16 protein-coding genes are annotated in these 16,801 nt (G+C 71.4%); 7 read left to right on the top strand and 9 right to left on the bottom strand.

Annotated features, from left to right (window positions below; genetic code table 11):
- Positions 1-5 precede the first annotated feature (5 nt).
- The 5 genes from IH13_RS0112185 to IH13_RS0112165 all read left to right on the top strand — a co-directional run bounded on the left by IH13_RS0112185 (position 6) and on the right by IH13_RS0112165 (position 5,551).
- Positions 6-1,553: a family 20 glycosylhydrolase gene (locus IH13_RS0112185; RefSeq protein ID WP_037841142.1), complete on the top strand. Its 1,548-nt coding sequence runs from the start codon at positions 6-8 to the stop codon at positions 1,551-1,553.
- 214 nt (positions 1,554-1,767) lie between these two features.
- Complete coding sequence (locus IH13_RS0112180) at positions 1,768-2,550, top strand: DUF4328 domain-containing protein (RefSeq protein WP_051835825.1); 783 nt, start codon at positions 1,768-1,770, stop codon at positions 2,548-2,550.
- A gap of 116 nt (positions 2,551-2,666) precedes the next feature.
- Positions 2,667-3,248 (top strand): hypothetical protein, encoded by a 582-nt coding sequence (locus tag IH13_RS0112175; RefSeq protein ID WP_031083722.1) that lies wholly within the window; start codon positions 2,667-2,669, stop codon positions 3,246-3,248.
- 467 nt (positions 3,249-3,715) lie between these two features.
- Complete coding sequence (locus IH13_RS0112170) at positions 3,716-4,396, top strand: DUF4232 domain-containing protein (protein ID WP_031083721.1); 681 nt, start codon at positions 3,716-3,718, stop codon at positions 4,394-4,396.
- Between the two features lie 141 nt (positions 4,397-4,537).
- A complete protein-coding gene (locus tag IH13_RS0112165) occupies positions 4,538-5,551 on the top strand; it encodes a LysR substrate-binding domain-containing protein (RefSeq protein WP_031083720.1) in 1,014 nt (337 codons plus the stop codon).
- On the opposite strand, the gene IH13_RS0112160 is transcribed toward IH13_RS0112165, so the two are convergent.
- Genes IH13_RS0112160 through IH13_RS0112125 form a run of 8 tightly spaced genes read right to left on the bottom strand, consistent with a single transcriptional unit; the run spans position 5,545 to position 12,584 of the window.
- Positions 5,545-6,558: an amidohydrolase family protein gene (locus tag IH13_RS0112160; RefSeq protein ID WP_110084991.1), complete on the bottom strand. Its 1,014-nt coding sequence runs from the start codon at positions 6,556-6,558 to the stop codon at positions 5,545-5,547. The two genes, IH13_RS0112165 and IH13_RS0112160, sit on opposite strands and share 7 nt — an antisense overlap.
- A 2-nt stretch (positions 6,559-6,560) precedes the next feature.
- Entirely contained in the window at positions 6,561-7,082 is a 522-nt protein-coding gene (locus IH13_RS0112155) for a 3-hydroxyanthranilate 3,4-dioxygenase (RefSeq protein ID WP_031083718.1), read from the bottom strand.
- Complete coding sequence (locus tag IH13_RS0112150) at positions 7,079-7,543, bottom strand: RidA family protein (protein WP_031083717.1); 465 nt, start codon at positions 7,541-7,543, stop codon at positions 7,079-7,081. The genes IH13_RS0112155 and IH13_RS0112150 overlap by 4 nt, the downstream gene beginning before the upstream one ends.
- Positions 7,540-8,307 (bottom strand): 2-keto-4-pentenoate hydratase, encoded by a 768-nt coding sequence (locus tag IH13_RS0112145; protein WP_031083715.1) that lies wholly within the window; start codon positions 8,305-8,307, stop codon positions 7,540-7,542. The genes IH13_RS0112150 and IH13_RS0112145 overlap by 4 nt, the downstream gene beginning before the upstream one ends.
- The gene (gene dmpG, locus IH13_RS0112140; protein WP_031083713.1) at positions 8,304-9,335 is read right to left on the bottom strand and encodes a 4-hydroxy-2-oxovalerate aldolase; all 1,032 of its coding nucleotides are present in this window, start codon (positions 9,333-9,335) and stop codon (positions 8,304-8,306) included. Before dmpG ends, IH13_RS0112145 begins: the two co-directional genes overlap by 4 nt.
- On the bottom strand, positions 9,332-10,288 hold the full coding sequence (locus IH13_RS0112135) for an acetaldehyde dehydrogenase (acetylating) (protein ID WP_031083711.1): 957 nt from the start codon (positions 10,286-10,288) through the stop codon (positions 9,332-9,334). The genes dmpG and IH13_RS0112135 overlap by 4 nt, the downstream gene beginning before the upstream one ends.
- On the bottom strand, positions 10,285-11,112 hold the full coding sequence (locus IH13_RS0112130; protein WP_031083709.1) for a 2-keto-4-pentenoate hydratase: 828 nt from the start codon (positions 11,110-11,112) through the stop codon (positions 10,285-10,287). The genes IH13_RS0112135 and IH13_RS0112130 overlap by 4 nt, the downstream gene beginning before the upstream one ends.
- Complete coding sequence (locus IH13_RS0112125; protein WP_031083707.1) at positions 11,109-12,584, bottom strand: 2-hydroxymuconic semialdehyde dehydrogenase; 1,476 nt, start codon at positions 12,582-12,584, stop codon at positions 11,109-11,111. The genes IH13_RS0112130 and IH13_RS0112125 overlap by 4 nt, the downstream gene beginning before the upstream one ends.
- 338 nt (positions 12,585-12,922) lie before the next feature.
- Between IH13_RS0112125 and IH13_RS0112120 the strand changes: the two genes are divergently transcribed.
- Both IH13_RS0112120 and IH13_RS0112115 read left to right on the top strand, forming a co-directional pair.
- Positions 12,923-14,266, top strand: coding sequence for an MFS transporter (locus tag IH13_RS0112120; protein WP_082317577.1), 1,344 nt, complete (start codon positions 12,923-12,925; stop codon positions 14,264-14,266).
- Between the two features lie 173 nt (positions 14,267-14,439).
- A complete protein-coding gene (locus IH13_RS0112115) occupies positions 14,440-15,624 on the top strand; it encodes a carboxylesterase family protein (protein WP_031083703.1) in 1,185 nt (394 codons plus the stop codon).
- Between the two features lie 20 nt (positions 15,625-15,644).
- Here the strand turns inward: IH13_RS0112115 and IH13_RS0112110 are convergent, their stop codons facing one another.
- Positions 15,645-16,697: a zinc-binding dehydrogenase gene (locus IH13_RS0112110; RefSeq protein WP_031083700.1), complete on the bottom strand. Its 1,053-nt coding sequence runs from the start codon at positions 16,695-16,697 to the stop codon at positions 15,645-15,647.
- Positions 16,698-16,801 lie beyond the last annotated feature (104 nt).

The following is a 16,801-nucleotide window of genomic DNA, read 5'->3' as shown; positions in this document are numbered from 1 at the left end:
GAGATGTGTATAAGAGACAGACCCTCACCGTCGTCCTGTGGCCCGACAGCTCCGGCTCCGGACCGCAGAGCGGCGCCGCCTCCTCGCGCACCACCCCCTCGCCGTCCCCGACGCGCAGCTATCCCCTCTCCGAGACGCCGCGCACCGTACCCGCGGTCCGCGAGCACACCCCCGCCCGGGGACCCGGCTGGAAGCCCGGGAAGAACAGCACGGTGGTCGCCGCCGACCACGAGCTGGCCGACGAGGCGCAGCTGCTGGCCAAGGAGCTGAAGATCAAGTACCGCGGCGAGACCCCGGCCCGGGCCGGTGACGTCGAGCTGGCGCTCGGTACCCCCGGCAAGGGCGGGGCGGAGTCGTACACCCTGAAGACCGCCGGCGACCGGGTCACCATCAGCGGGCCCGACCAGGCCGGTGTCTTCTACGGGACCCGGACGCTCGTGCAGTCGCTCGCCGCCGACAGCACCGTCCCCGAGGGCGTGGTCCAGGACGCCCCCGACCGGCCGCAGCGCGGGCTCAACCTCGACATCGCGCGCAAGCACTACAGCGCCTCCTGGATCGAGGACCGGCTGCGTGAGATGGCCGACCTCAAGCTCAACCAGCTCGGCCTGCACTTCTCCGACGACCAGGCCTTCCGGATCGAGTCCGACTCGCACCCGGAGGTGGTCTCCGAGGAGCACCTGACCAAGGCCGAGGTCCGCCGGATAGTCAGGCTCGCCCAGAGCCTCCACATCACGATCGTCGGCGAGATCGACTCGCCCGGACACCTGGGCGCGGTGCTGAAGGCCCACCCCGACCTGCAACTGCGCAACACCCAGGGCACCCCCCGGCAGGGGGCCATCGACATCTCCAAGCCCGAGGCGGCCGAGATCGTCGACGACCTGCTGAGCGAGTACGCCGAGCTGTTCCCCGGCCAGTGGTTCCACGTGGGCGCGGACGAGTACCAGGCGCTGACCGTCAGCGACCCGGCGGCCTCGTACCCGCAGCTCGCCGTCGCGGCCCGCAAGAAGTACGGGGACGGCGCCACCGTCCAGGACCTGACCGAGGGCTGGCTGAACGACCGGGCGGCCGTCGTGCGGAAGGCGGAGAAGATCCCCAAGGCGTGGAACGACGGCTTCTTCAGCGGCGGCGCGGTCACCGCGGAGAAGGGCATCGAGGTCGAGTACTGGACCGGCAAGGAGATCGGGGCACGGCCGCCCCAGGACTACCTCGCCGAGGGCCGCAAGGTGGTCAACCTCAACGACGAGTTCCTCTACTACGTGCTCGGCCAGCCCAACGACTTCGTCTACCCGACGGGCCGGCGGATCTACGAGCAGTGGACCCCGCTGGTGCTGCGCGGCACCGAACCGGTGCCCGAGCGCTACTCGAAGCAGATCCTGGGCGGCCGGTTCGCGGTCTGGGGCGACTTCCCGAACGCGCAGACCCAGGCGCAGGTGGCCGAAGGCATCAGGATGCCGCTCAACGCGCTCTCCCAGAAGCTGTGGGACCCGCGGAAACCCGCGTTGAGCTGGGCGCAGTTCCAGAAGCTCGCCGACGAGGTCGACGCGTCGCACTGAGCCCGGCGGTCCCCAACTTCGTGGACAGGACCACCGACGCGGGCTAAGTTCCGTGTGCCGCGCGTCCCGGGGAGGGGCGCGCGGTTCATGTGTGCGAACCGATCAGGGGGGTCCCTTCATGCTCTGCGCCACCTGCCACGAGAGACCGGCGACATCCGGCGCGGGGCGGTGTGCCCGCTGCGCCGCGCCGCACCCGTCGCCGGCGCAGGGGCTGATGCCCGGCGTCCCGGCCCCGGCGGCGGAGGGGCTGCACCGGCTGCGCTCGCCCCGGGGGCTGTCCACGGCCGTGGTCGCCCTGCTCGGGGTGGTCATCGTGAGCGACGTGTTCGCGGTGGCCACCGATCTGCGTCTTTGGCAGGCGTACGCCGACGCCGACGGCTCCGACTTCACCCTCCTGGAACCGCTGGAGCGGGCCGAGTCGCTGTTCGTGGGGGCGGCGGGCTTCCAGGCCCTGGCCTTGGTGGCCACGGCGGTGCTCTTCCTGATCTGGTTCCGCAGGGTGCGGCACAACGCCGAGGTGTTCGACGCGGGCGCGCAGCCCATGAAGCCCGGCTGGGCGATCGGTGCCTGGTTCGTGCCGATCGCCAACTGCTGGCTGCCGCGCCAGATCGCCAGTGGGATCTGGACGGCCAGTACCGTGCCGGACACCGAGGGGAATCGCCGCGGGGGCTCGCAGGCACTCCTGAACCTCTGGTGGGCGCTCTGGGTGTTCGGGCTCCTCTTCGGGCGGTTCGCCTCCAACCGGTACGAGAAGGCGGTGCTGTTCGACGACGTCACCGCCGGGCTCAGGCTGCTGGTCGTCTCCGACGCGCTCGACATCCTGGCGGCCGTCCTCGCCCTGCTCGTCGTCCGCCGGCTGACCGCGATGCAGGGGGAGCGCGCGGCCCTTCTCGCGCATCCCGGCCGGCAGGTCCCGGACCAGCCCGACCCACCGACGGTTTTCAGCCGTGACATGCCTCCACCCTCGACGGGTGCGGCGGGGCCCATGGCGCATTGAGGTCCCTGGCCGGGGGCGATGGTTCCGCGCGGATCGCCGCAGTGACGCTTTTGAGCCACTCGGCGCAGTACGCGGTAAGGGAAACGAGCCACCCGATGACCGAGGGGGAGACGTCGATGAGCCTGCTGGAGCTGATCACCCAGGCCGACGAGCGGGGCCTGGCGGCGAGCGGACTCGCCTGCCTGGAGCGGTGCCTGCCGCCCTCCGCGGACGGCACCGGCCCGGAACCGCTGCGCCCGCTCTGGGCGAGCTGCGGAACGGGCCGGGACTGGGGCTCCCGGCTCGCGGCCGTGGACGCGGCCCTGGAGGGCACGGCCCCGGCGGACGCGGGACCGGCGACGGCCGGCCGGATCCGGGAGATGGTCCGGGCGGCGCCCCGGGAGTTCGAGCAGGAACCGCTGCGTACCTGGGCCTCCGCCTGCTCGCTGCTCGCGCTGGACGTCCACCGGGCGTTCGATCCCCCGGCCCCGGACGACGGGGAACTGCTGGAGCGCTGCCGCGCGGGCGACGCCGCGCCGGGTGCCGGTCCGCTCGTCATGGGCGAACTCCACCGCCAGATCGCCGTCCTGGAGGTTCTCGCGGAGACCACCGGCTCGGCCGGCGGCGGCGCGGGTCTGCGCAGGGCGCTCGACCTGTCGACCGAGGGGCAGCGGGTGCTGCGCGCGGTGATGTCCCGCCGCGCCCGGGGGCGGGCCTGATCCGACACCGCACGCGGCCGGAGCGACCGGCGGTGCGGCCGGTGCCGAGATGCGGTGCGCGCGTGGTGGATGTGCCTGACACCGAGTACGGCCTCCGCAAGGGGCGCTGTTCACCGACCATGCGGATGCCGAAGTGGTCTCGGCCACGCCGAGCGGTGCCCTGCCACCGACTGTGACGAGCTGGACGAGGACACCGCGGACGCCTGGCCGGTCGTCCCGTCCGACGCGATCCGCTTCCGTTCCCGGTCGCCGACGCGTCGACGCCCGGTGGACGTTACGAGCGTCTGCCGGGTGAACCGGCCCGGTTTCCCACGTCTGTTCGTGGCGATGTCACCAGTTGGTGACGGCGTTGTCCTGGAGCGGCGACGCCGGTGTCCCTTCGGCTCCCGGCCCCGTCATAGTGAGTGAGCGGCCACCGGGAGCCGTCACGGCGTCGGTACCACGTACCTGTCAACAAGGGGAATTTCATGTTCAGTAACCGTCGCAAGGCCGTCCTCGTCTCCGCTGCCGTCATCAGCGGCGCGCTGCTGATGACCGCGTGCGAGGACGGGGACACGGACGCCGGCGCCGCACGGGACTCCTCCTCGGCCGCCGCTTCCGCCCCGGCGTCCGCTTCCGCTCCGGTCTCCTCCCCGGCTTCGGCGGACGGCGGCGAGAGCGGCGACAAGGGTTCCGGCACCACGGACGGGAAGACCGGGGGAACGGACGGCTCCGGTGTCGACACGGGCAACGGCAAGCGGGAGCCGGTCGAGCAGAGCTGCGGCGCCAACGACATCACCTGGAGCACCAGGTCCGAGAGCCAGGCAGGCGGATACATCCTGCTCATGGCCAAGGCGAAGTCGGGGATCACCTGCTACCTGCCCGCCGCGCTTCCGACCGTGGCGTTCGGCTCCGACGGCACCGAGGCGGGCCCCGCGGAGCAGGCGGTGGGCCAGCAGGTCAAGCTGAGCGGGGGCACGACCGCGTATGCCGGGGTGAACCCGAAGACGACCAACACCGACGCGTACAAGGAACTGGACTCCATCATCGTCGGCGTCGGCAACGAGGACCCCAACCCGGTCTCCCTGGAGGTCGGCACCATCCGTGTCGACAAGCCGGTCGTCACCAACTGGCACACCGCCCCGGCGGACGCCGTCCCCTTCAGCTGAACGGGAAGCCGCGGCCGAACGGGAAGCCGCGGCCGGCAGCGCCCCGGGACGTAGCGGGGGACGGCGCGCGTCCGGCCTCCGGCGGACCTGCGACTGTGGCCCGTACCGTCCTGCCTCCGCACGCCCCGGTAGAGTCACGGGGTGGAGATTCCCCGCCTGCTCGACGGCCGGCTGAAGTTCCGGCACCTGATCCTCGTCGACGCCCTCTCGCGCCAGGGGACCGTGGTGGGTGCCGCGGCGGAGCTGCACGTGACACAGCCCGCGGCCACCCGGAGCCTGCACGAGCTGGAGGACATCCTCGGTGTACCGCTGTTCGAGCGCAGGCCCCGGGGCGTCACCGCCACGGTCTTCGGTGAGGCGTTCACCCAGCACGCGCGGGCCGTGCTCGCCCAGCTGACGCAGGCCGGGCGCCATGTGACGGAGCTCGCCGACGCCGACCGGGGGACAGTGGTCGTCGGCACGCACCTGGCCGGATCCAACGTGCTCCTGCCCCGGGCCATCGCCGGGATCAAGAAGGAGCGCCCGCATCTGACGGTGGTCGTGCGGGAGGCGTCGCCCGAGGCGCTGCTGCTGGAACTGGAGGCAGGGCGCGTCGACTTCGTCGTGGGCCGGCTGACCGCTCCCTCCGACGAGCGGATGGTGCGCCGCAAGCTCTACGACGAGTCGGTCGAACTGGTCGTCCGGGCCGGCCACGCCCTCGTCGGGCAGCCGCACGTCGAGCTGGCGGAGCTGGCGGACTTCCCGTGGATCCTGCCGGGCGCGGCGACCGCGCTGCGCCGGGAGATCGAGGAGTTCTTCAGCCGCAACGGCGTGGCCCTGCCGCTGAACCGGGTCGAGACCACCTCGTTCCTGACGGTCCGGCAGCTTCTGCTGGAGACAGACGTCGTGGCGGTGCTGCCCAGCCTGATCATCCGGGACGACCCCCGGCTCGTGGGGCTGCGTATACCGCTGGACCCGATCGGGCACAGCGTCGGGCTGACGACGTCGGCCGCCCGTACGCTGAGCCCTTCCGCCCAGGCCCTGATCAAGAGCCTGGAGGACATCGCCTGGGACATGGCGCCCCAGGGCGCCCGCGGAGAGCGCGACGGGGGTGTGCCCGGGGAGACGCCGGAGGACGTTCCCGGACACACCCCCGGGCACCGCGCGGATCAGTAGGCGGCGGCCCGGCCCTGAAGGCCGAGGAAGCGCTCGGCGTTGCCCCGGGTGATCAGCCGCCGGCTCGCGTCGTCGAGGAACCCGCTCCTGCGGACGACCTCACCGACCGGGCGTTCTCCCAGCGGATACGGGTAGTCGCTGCCCACCATCACCCGGTCCGCGCCCACCGTGTCGACCAGCAGCCGCAGCGCGCGGTCGTCGAAGACGACCGAGTCGACGTAGAAGCGGCCGAGGTAGTGCGAAGGGGGATGCTCCGACGTACCGATGACGTCGTTGCGCCCGTGCCACGCGTTCTCCATCCGGCCGAGCCAGAACGCGAACGAGCCGCCGCCGTGGGCGAAGCAGATCTTCAGGCTGTCGTCGATACGGTCGAACACGCCGCCCAGGATCAGGGCGAGGATCGACAGATGCGTCTCCGCGGGCATCGCGGTCAGCCACTGGGCCATCCACCGGTCGAGCCGTGGCGAACTGGCCATGTCCCATGGGTGTACGAACACCGGGACGTCCAGCGACGCGCAGTGCTGGAGGAACGTGACGACGCCCTCGCTGTCGAGGTCGAGGTCACCGACGTGGTTGCCTATCTCGACCCCCCGGTGGCCGTTGGCGACACTGCGTTCCAGCTCACGGCAGGCGGCGTCCGGGTCCTGCAACGGCACCTGGCAGAACGGGACGAGCCGGTCCGGTGCCGGGGCGACGATCTCCAGGGCCAGGTCGTTGAAGACACGGGCGACCTTCGCCGCCTCCCGGCCCCCGCTCCCGTAGCTGAAGAAGGCCGGGGTCGGGGAGACCACCTGGGTCTGGACACCGTCGGCGTCCATGTCCCGCAGACGGGTCTCCGCGTCCCAGCAGTCCGCCTGGATCCGGCGGAACTCCTTCGTCCCCATCATGATCATCGCGTCGGCCTCGGACTCGATCCGCAGCCACGGCGCGTCCGGCCCGATCTCGGCCGTCAGGTCCGGCCAGCCCCGGGGGACGTAATGGGTGTGGACGTCGATCATCCGGTCCACGGTCAGCCCTTCCCGGGGTGCAGCGCCCCGCACGCGGGGCAGACCCGGGCCTTCTCGTCCGCGTAGAACTCGCTGAAGACCGGCGGCAGATCCTCGACGATGTCCCGTACCTGGAGCTCGGTCTCGTGGATCAGCCGCGAGCAGTCGAGGCAGTACCACTGGAACCGCTCCAGGGTGCCCTCCTCACGGACCCGCTCGATGACCAGCCCGATCGACTCGGGGTCGGGCCGCTGCGGGGAGTGCGGGAGGTTGCCGGGGAGCAACCACGCCTGTCCCTCCTTGATGTGTACGGTCCGCGGCCCGTCCTCGGTCATGACGTTGACGTGCATATCGCCCCTGACCTGGTAGAACCACTCCTCGTACGGGTCGAGGTGGTAGTCCGTCCGCTGGTTGGGACCGCCGACGATCTGGACGATGAAGTCCTTGCCCAGGGACATGGTCCGGTTGTTCACCGGCGGCTTGAGCAGGTGCTCGTGCTCGGTGATCCATCCCTGGAAATCGATGACCTGCGGGATGTCGGTCATGAGACCACCTCCGTGCTGTGCGATGTGTGGGACTGGTTGCTCCGCCTGGTCCGCGGCAGATGGGCGATGGCCTGGATCTCGATCAGCAGGTGCGGGTGCGGCAGCTGGTGGACCGCCACGGTCGTCCGCGTCGGGCCGCCTTCGTCGAAGAACTCGCCGTAGACCTCGTTGTATCCGCCGAAGTCGTTCATGGACACCAGGTACGCGGTGACCTGGGCGATGTCGGAGAGCTCCGCGCCCAGCTCGGCGAGCATGCCGCGGATGTTCTCGATCACCGCCCGCGTCTGCGCCCGGATGTCCAGGTTCGTCGTGCCCATCGCGTCGACCTCGACACCCACGAAGGTGTTGTCGGGCCGGCGCGAACTCGTCCCCGAGACGAAGACCAGGTCGCCGACGACCTTCACGTGCGGGAACCGGCCGCGCGGGACGGCCCGCCCCTCCATGACGTGTGCCCCGCTCATCGGACCCCCCTCACCGAAACGGCGCCGATGCCCGCGACGTCGCAGCTGGTGACGCCCGCCGTCAGCGGCACGGCCGCGGTCGCCGCACCGGCGAGCACCGCCTGTCCGGCCCGCAACGGGATGTTCCGGCGGCGGCACATGTCCAGCAGCGCGTGCAGCGCGCGCACCGGGTCGCCGAGGATGGCGGCGGTCGAACCGGTCACCACCGTCGTCCCGGCGAGCAGCCGCACCGCCCGGTTGGACACGCTCTCCACCGGACGCCAGGGCCCGATCACGTACGCGGCGGCCGAGGTGTTGTCGGCGACGACGTCGCCGTAGGTGAAGCGGAAGTCCTGGTATCGCGAATCGATGATCTCCAGGGCCGGGGCGACCGCGTCGACACAGGACTCGATGTCCGTCGCCGGGTCGTCCGGGTCCACGTCCCGGCAGAGCCGGTAGGCGACCTCGGGCTCCACCTTCGGGTGGATGAAACGGGAGAGGTCCAGGTCACCGCCGTCCGGGACCCGCATGGCGTCGGTGAGCCGTCCGACGATCACGTCGGACACCCCCATCTGCGCCATCTTCGCCTTGCTGGTGAAGCCCAGCTTGACGCCGGTCGGCCGCTCGCCGCGCGCCGCGCGCCGGGCCAGGAGCGCGGCCTGGATCGCGTACGCGTCGTCGATGCCGAACTCGTGGGTGTCGGCGAGGCTCGGGGTCTCGGTCCGGGACGTCTGCGCGGTGTCGAGCCGCTCGGCCAGGGTGTCGATGGTGTCGGCCGGAATCATGCGGCGCTCCCGTGCGTGAGGGCCCCGCGCCGCGCGGCCAGGTCGAGTGCGATGTCCACGATCATGTCCTCCTGACCGCCGACCATCTGACGTCGGCCGGCCTCCAGCAGAATGTCCCTGGTGTCCACCCCGTAGCGCCGCGCCGCCCGTTCGGCGTGCAGCAGGAAGCTGGAGTAGACACCGGCGTATCCGAGCGTCAGCGTCTCGCGGTCCACCTGTACCGGCCGCTCGCGCAGCGGCCGGACGATGTCGTCGGCGGCGTCCTGGAGCGCGAACAGGTCGCAGCCGTGCTCCCAGCCCATCAGGTCCGCGACGGCGACGAACGGTTCGGCCGGGCAGTTGCCCGCCCCGGCGCCCTGCCCCGCCAGCGCCACGTCGACGCGGTACGCGCCGTGCTCGACGGCCGTCACGCTGTTGGCGACCGACAGCGAGAGGTTCTCGTGGGCGTGGATGCCGATCTCGGTGGTCTCGTCCAGCACCCGGCGGTAGGCGTCGATCCGTTCCGCGACGTCCCGCATGGTCAGGCGGCCCCCGGAGTCGGTGACGTACACGCAGTGGGCGCCGTAGGACTCCATGAGAGCGGCCTGCGCGGCCAGGCCCTCGGGGGAGTTGAGGTGGCTCATCATCAGGAAGCCCGACACGTCCATGCCGTGCTCCCGGGCCCAGGCGATGTGCTGGGCGCCGACGTCCGCCTCGGTGCAGTGGGTGGCGACCCGGACGCTGCGCACGCCCAGGTCGTACGCCCGGCGCAGGTGCTCGATGGTGCCGATGCCGGGCAGCAGCAGCGTCGTCAGCTTCGCGTGTTCGACCACGTCCGCGGCGGCCTCGATCCACTCCTCGTCGGTGTGGGCGCCGAAGCCGTAGTTGGCACTCGACCCGCCGAGGCCGTCGCCGTGCGCGACCTCGATGGCCGCGACGCCCGCCCTGTCCAGGGCGGAGACGATGTCACGTACCTGGCCGACGGTGTACATGTGCCCCATGGCATGCATGCCGTCCCGCAGGGTGACGTCCTGTACGTAGAGCTTCATGCGTTCACCCATCCTCGGAGTGCGGCGATCTTCTCGGCGGTCCGGACCGCGGCGGAGGTCATGATGTCGAGGTTTCCGGCGTAGTCGGGCAGGTAGTGCCCCGCGCCCTGCACCTCCAGGAACACCGAGACCCTGACCCCGGTGACCCGTCGGCCGAGGGCCGGGACCATGGCGTCCTCGACCGGGTCGAACTGCACGTCCTGCTTGAGCCGGTAGCCCGGGACGTACTCCTGGACGGCGCCGGTCATCTCCCGTACGGAGGCGGCGATCCGCTCCCTCGTCCCGGCGTCCACGGCGCCCTCGACGAGGCAGTACACGGTGTCGCGCATGACGATGGGCGGATCGGCCGGGTTGAGCACGATGATCGCCTTGCCCACCGAGGCGCCGCCGACGACGCGGATGGCCTCGCCGGTCGTCTCGGTGAACTCGTCGATGTTGGCTCGGGTGCCGGGACCGGCCGACCGGGAGGAGATGGACGCGACGATCTCGGCGTACGCGACCGGGGCGACCCGGGAGACCGCGGCGACGACGGGGATGGTGGCCTGGCCCCCGCACGTCACCATGTTGACGTCCGGTGCGTCCAGGTGGTCGTCCAGATTGACCGACGGCACCACGAACGGCCCGAGGGCCGCCGGGGTCAGGTCGACCATCAGTTTCCCGTGCTGCCGGGCGATCTCCGCGTTGGGCCCGTGCGCCTTGGCGGAGGTGGCGTCGAAGACCACCTTGATGTCCGCGAACCCGGGCATCCCGACGAGGCCCTCGACGCCCTGGTGGGTGGTGGCCACCCCCAGCCGCCCGGCGCGGGCGAGCCCGTCCGAGGCCGGATCGATGCCCACCATGGCGCCCATGCGCAGGGTCTTCGACAGCCGCATGACCTTGATCATGAGATCGGTCCCGATGTTGCCGGACCCGATGACGGCGACCGGAACGGCGCCGATGGCCGGTGTGCTCACTTGGTTCCCTCCTCGATGACTGCCTCGACCTCGCCCAGCCCGTCCAACTCCAGCCGGAACCGCCCCGGTCCGCCGACCGGCACCATCGGCCCGAGCGCACCGGACATCACGACGTCACCGGCCCGCAGCGGCTGTTCGCGCCGGACCATTTCGCGCGCCAGCCAGGCAACGGCGACGACCGGCGAACCGAGGCAGGCGTGGCCCGCGCCGAAGGAGACCGGCTCGCCGTCCCGGTGGAGTGCCATACCGACCCGGGAGAGGTCCCGGGCGTCGAGCGTGTACGGGGTGGTCCCGAGGACGACCGCGCCGCTGGAGGCGTTGTCCGCCACGGTGTCGGTGATGGCCAGGTCCCAGTCCGTGATCCGGGAGTCGACGATCTCGACGGCGGGTACCACGAACTCGGTGGCCCGCAGGACGTCCGCGACACCGGCGCCCGGCAGGTCGAGGTCGCGCCCGAGTACGAAGGCGATCTCGCCCTCCGCCCGGGGCTGGATGAACGCGCCGAGCGGCAGCGGCTCGCCGTGGGCGTACGTCATGTCGTCGAAGAGCACGCCGAAGTCGGGCTGGTACACCCCGAACTGCTGCTGCACGACGGGGGCGGTGAGGCCGATCTTGGCACCCACCCGGCGAGCCCCGGACGCGACCCTGGCGGCGGCGAGGCGGCGCTGGACCTCATAGGCGGCGTCGATGTCCCTCTCGCCCAGGTACTGCCGGACCGGTGCACAGGGGGTGCGGGTGGCCGCGGCGGTGGTGAGCAGCGCGGTGGCGGCGTCGATCTGCGCGCCGGTGGCGGTGTTCTCGTCGGTGTCCGGGGGTGGAGTCACAGCTGTACGCACACATTCGTCGGCTCGGTGTAGAAGTGCAGGGAGGACTCGCCGCCCTCGCGGCCGATGCCGGAGAGCCCGACTCCGCCGAAGGGCGAGCGCAGATCGCGCAGGAACCAGGTGTTGACCCAGGCCATGCCCACGTTCATCGACTGCGCCACACGGTGCCCGCGGCGCAGGTCGTTGGTCCACACCGAGGCCGCGAGGCCGTAGTCGGTGTCGTTGGCCAGGGCGATCGCCTCGGCCTCGGTGTCGAAGGGGATGAGCGCGGCCACCGGGCCGAAGATCTCCTCGCGTACGACCCGGTCGGCGTTGGTCAGCCCGGTCCACAGCGTCGGTTCGATCCACGAACCGCCGTCCAGGTCCTCGCCCAGCCGGGGGATCCCGCCGCCGGTGAGCACCTCGGCGCCGGCCTGTTCGGCCAGTTCGAAGTAGCGGAGGACCTTGTCCCGGTGGGCCTGGGAGATCAGCGGGCCCGTGGTGGTCGCCTCGTCCAGCGGACGCCCCAGCCGCAGGTCACGGGCCCGCTCGACGAGCCCGCCCGCGATCTCGTCGAACACGGAGCGCTGCACGTACACCCGCTCGGTGCACAGGCAGACCTGGCCGGTGTTGGTGAACACCGACCTGCTGAGTCCGGTCAGTGCCTCGTCGACGTCGACGTCGTCGAAGACGACGGCGGCGTTCTTGCCGCCGAGTTCGAACGACACCGGGCGGACCCGGGGCGCGACCGTCTTCATGACGTGCGAGCCGGTCGCCGAGGACCCGGTGAAGGTCACACCGTCGATCCCGGGGTGGGAGGTCACGTACTCGCCGGCGGACCCGCCGCCGAACCCGTGGACGACGTTGTACACACCGGCCGGCAGGCCGACTTCGGCCAGGACCTCGGCCAGCAGGGTGGCCGTACCCGGCGTCTCCTCGCTGGGCTTCACGACCACGGCGTTGCCGCAGGCGAGGGCGGGTGCGATCTTCCAGGTCAGCAGGAGGAGCGGCAGGTTCCACGGCACGATGACCGCGACGACGCCGAGCGGCTTGCGGACCGCGTAGTTGAGGGCCTGCCTGCCGCCCGCGAGGTCGGTGAGGAACGACTCCTGACCGGCGGCGGCAACCACGTCCGCGAAGGTGCGGAAGTTGGCGACGGCCCGGGCCACATCGAGTTCCCGCGCCTGCGTGACCGGCTTGCCGGTGTCGGCGATCTCCGCGGCGACGAACTCCTCGAAGCGTTCCTCGATGCGGTCCGCGGCGCGGCGCAGCAGCGCGGCCCTCTCGCGTACCGCCGTGTTCGCCCAGCCGTCGTGCAGGGCCCGCCGCGCCGCCGCCACGGCGCGGTCCACGAGGGGGCCGTCGGCCTCGTGGATGCGAGCGTGAACCGACCCGGTGGCCGGGTCCACCTTGCCGAAGCTGCGGCGCTCGTCCGGTTCGACGAACTCTCCGTCGACGAAATTGCGGATCCACCGCCCAGTATCTGCCGTCATGCCCCCACCCTGAGAGGTGAAGCTATGTCGAACAAATGAACTTTTCGTGTGCTGGCATACCGGGATTGCTATATCCGGCCCGCGGTGGACCGGCGGGGGCGGGGTCGAGGGGGTCGCTTCCGCGTGTTCCGCGTGACCGGGCGGCATGCCGGGTGGGGGGTCGCCCTCACCGGAGGGCGACGCGGTATACCCGTTCGGGTATGCCAGACCTCCGAGTCGGCATTTGTGCGTCATGTCTCACGCGGTGAGTATCCACCGTTAACGCGTGATGCGCGCCAGCCGCCGTAGTGGCTTCGCCGAACGACAGACCGCGAGCCACCCAAGCGATAGGTCACCCCATGAGTAATCCGTCTCCAGAAGAAAAAGCGGGCGGTGCCGCACCCACTCCGGGAAGAACGGCGGTCGCGACGCTGGCCGGCACCACGCTGGAGTGGTACGACTTCTTCCTCTACGGCACAGCCGCCGCCCTCATCTTCGACAAGCAGTTCTTTCCCTCGTTGAGCCCGACGGCGGGAACACTGGCGGCCTTCAGCACGCTTGCCGTCGGTTTCGTCGCCCGGCCGCTCGGCGGTCTGGTATTCGGTCACTTCGGTGACCGCATCGGGCGAAAAGCGACGCTGGTGGTCTCCCTCGTCATGATGGGAATCGGATCCACCCTCATCGGCGCCATTCCGAACTACGACTCGATCGGCTTCTGGGCTCCGGTCCTGCTGGTCCTCCTGCGCATCGTCCAGGGCATCGGCCTCGGCGGTGAGGGCGCGGGCGCGACACTGATGTCGATGGAGCACGCCCCGGAGGGCAAACGGAACCTCTACGCGGGGTTCCCCCAGATGGGGACCCCGGCGGGGCTGGTCCTGGCCAACATCATCTTCCTCGTCACCAACGTGCTCATGGGCGACGGTTCGTTCACCTCATGGGGCTGGCGCATACCCTTCCTGCTGAGCTTCGTCCTCGTCGCGGTGGGCCTGGTGATCCGGCTCCGCGTCACCGAGTCCCCCTCCTTCAACCGTGTCCTCGAACAGGACGGCGTCGTCACGTTCCCGCTCGCGGAATCCTTCAAGGTCGGCTTCCCCCGCCTCGGACTGACGCTGCTCGCGGTCGTCGCGAATTCCGCCGTCGCCTACGTGTTCATGGTGTTCGCCCTGTCCTACGGCACCAAGAACCTCGGCTACGACAGGCAGTTCCTCATTCTCAGCGTGACCGCGGCCGCCGCCCTGTGGTTCGCGACCATTCCGGTGTGGACGAAGATCGCCGACCGGCACGGCCGGCGGGCGATGTTCATCGGCGGTTCCGCCGCGATCCTGGCGTGGTGCGCCGTCTTCTTCCCGCTGTACGACACCGGCAACGACGTCCTCGCCGTCGTGGCACTCGCCGGAATGGGTCTCATCATCCCGGTGACGCACTGCGTCCAGGGCGGAATCATCGCCGACACCTTCCCCGCCCATGTGCGGTATTCGGGCTCCTCGCTGATCCTCCAGACCGGCGCCATCCTGGGGGGCGGCCTCGCCCCGATGATCTCCACCGTGCTGCTGGGGGACGGCGGTTCCTCGGCCGGTGTGACGTGGTACCTCGTCACGATGTGCGCCATCAGCCTCTTCGGAGCGATCGCACTGTTCCGCGTGGTGCCCGATGGGCCCGCCGACCAGGCCGAGCCCCCCGTCAAGGCCGTCTCCCAGGTCTGACCCGGTGCCGCCCGGCCGCCCGGGGCGAGCGCTCGCACGGTACGCGCCCCGGCGGCCGGCCACCGTCCCCGCACCCATCCCGCGTACGGTTCGTCCCGGGCCCCGCGCGGCGTCCCGGTTCCGCCGGCCCGCCCTCCCGCGAGGGCCGGGCGGTCCGATTACGGAGGTAACGCATGAACGGCTCGGCGATGGTCCGGACCGGCCCCATCCGCTACGCCACCGCGGAGCGCTTCGCGCGCCCCCGCCCGGTGGCGGCCCAGGACACACGCCCGTCGAGCGGCGAGATCTGCCCGCAGCTGCCCTCCCGGCTCGACGCGGTGATGGGCCCGCCCCTGGACAGCCGACCCCAGGGCGAGGACTGCCTGAACCTCTCGGTCACCACACCGGCCCGGGACGCCCGGGCCCGGCCGGTCATGGCGTGGTTCCACGGCGGCGGGTTCAGCAGCGGCGCGGGGATCAGGGACTGGTACGACGGCGCAGCGCTGGCCGCCCAGGGCGACGTCGTGGTCGTCGCGGTCAACTACCGCCTCGGAGCGCTCGGTTACCTCTGCCTCGACGGAGTCGGCGAGGGCAATCTCGGCCTGTACGACCAGCTCGAAGCGCTCCACTGGGTGAGTGCGAACATCGCCGGGTACGGCGGCGACCCGGGCAACGTCACGGTCTTCGGACAGTCCGCCGGCGGCCTCTCCATCCGGATGCTGATGGAGATGCCCGAGGCCCGGGGCCTCTTCCACCGTGCGGTTCTCCAGAGCGCTCCGCTCGCGATCACCGCCCGCCCCCGCCCGGAAGCCCTCGCCCTCGGCCGGACCTTCGCCGGTTTCCTCGCGGACGACCCGCGCACCGCCGGGCTCCCCGCGATCCTGGAGGCCCAGCGGAGGACGGCGGTGGCCCATCAGGAACGGACCGGCAGCACCTTGGAACCGCCGTTCAACCCGGTCGAGGTATCCGGCCCCTTCGACGCGAACGTACGCGGCCTGGACGTCATGTACGGCTGGAACGCCGACGACATGACCGCGTTCCCCGGTGAGGGCGACGACGCCCAGGAGCTGACCCGCCGGACGTACGCGGAACCGCTCGGCGTGCTCGGCGCCCGGCTGGTGCGGGCCGGGGCGCGGGTCCACACCTACCGTCTCGACTGGCGTCCCGCCGGATCGGCCTTCGGCGCCACCCACTGCGTCGAACTGCCGCTGCTCCTGGGCACCCGGGACGCCTGGAGCGGTTCGCCGATGCTCGGGAACACCGCGTGGGAGGACGTCGAGGCGCTCGGCCGGACCCTGCGTACCGTCTGGTCCGACTTCGCCCGCACCGGCACGCCCGGCCCCGCCGCCGCGCCCCTCTGCCTGCGGCCGGGGCCCTGACGTCGGTGTCGGGGTGAGCCTTATGGACGCATGACGATCTTTCCCACGTGCTTCCTGCGGGCCAGTTCCTCCTGCGCCCGAGCGGCCTGGTCCAGGGGGAACGTCGCGGCGACGACGGGCTGGACCTCGGCCTTACGGGCCATGTCCATGAGGAGGCCGAAGTGCGTGGGCGTGTGCATCGCGGAGCCGATCACCTGCGCGTTGTGCAGGTAGAGACGGCGCACGTCGAAGGTGACGTCGTAGCCGCCGAGCGCCCCGGCGACGACCCACCGGCCGCCTTCGCGCAACAGCGGCAGCCCCGCGCCGACGAGGTCCCCGGCGACGACGTCGAGTGCGACGTCGATGCCGTCGGGGGCGGCGGAGCGGGCCTGCTCGGCGACGTCCCCCGCCCGGTCGAGGACTTCGTGCGCGCCCGCCTCGCGCACCGCGTCGATCTTGGACCCGCTGCTGACGGCGAGCACCCGCGCACCGCGCGCACGGGCGATCTGCACCAGCGCCAGGCCGACACCGCCGGACGCCCCCGAGACCAGGGCGGTCTCCCCGGCACGCAGCCGGCCCCGCTCGATCATGCCCACGGCCGTGCCGTAGGCGGTCGGCAGCGTGGCCAGCTGATCGTCCGTGAGGGGGGAGCCGGTCACGTCGTGCGCCCGCTCCGCCCGTGCGGTCACGTACTCGGCGTACCCGCCGTCGCGTTCGCTCCCCATCAGGCCCACCGGATGCGCGTCCGGCCCCTCGGTGTCGTAGATCGCGGGGTCGACGACCACGCGGCGGCCGACGAGGCCCTTGTCCACGCCGGCACCGACCGCCACGACGCGGCCGGCCACGTCGGCGCCCTGGATGCGCGGGAAGCCGATCGGCCCTCGCCAGCCCGACAGCGCCTCCGGGTCCCCGGGCCGGCCGTAGGCGCCCTCCCGGGTCCACAGGTCGGTGTTGTTCAGCGCCACCGCGGCGACCTGGACCAGCACCTCTCCCGCCTGCGGTGCCGGCACGGCCACCTCGGTCGGTTCGAGGACCTCCGGCCCCCCGTGCTCCGCGATCCGCACCGCGCGCATGGTCTCGGACACGCCCTTCATGGTCGACCCTCTCCTCGGTACACTGATCGGTGAATGTCTTCGACCGTACACCGATCAGTGAAGAGGTGCCCGATGCGGGAAGCGCGGCCCATGTCGCCGGCAGG

The organism is Streptomyces sp. NRRL WC-3549 (genome assembly GCF_000721935.1).
Lineage (GTDB): Bacteria > Actinomycetota > Actinomycetes > Streptomycetales > Streptomycetaceae > Streptomyces.
Note: the sequence above shows the minus strand (reverse complement) of the source record. Positions and strands in the feature narration are given on the sequence as shown.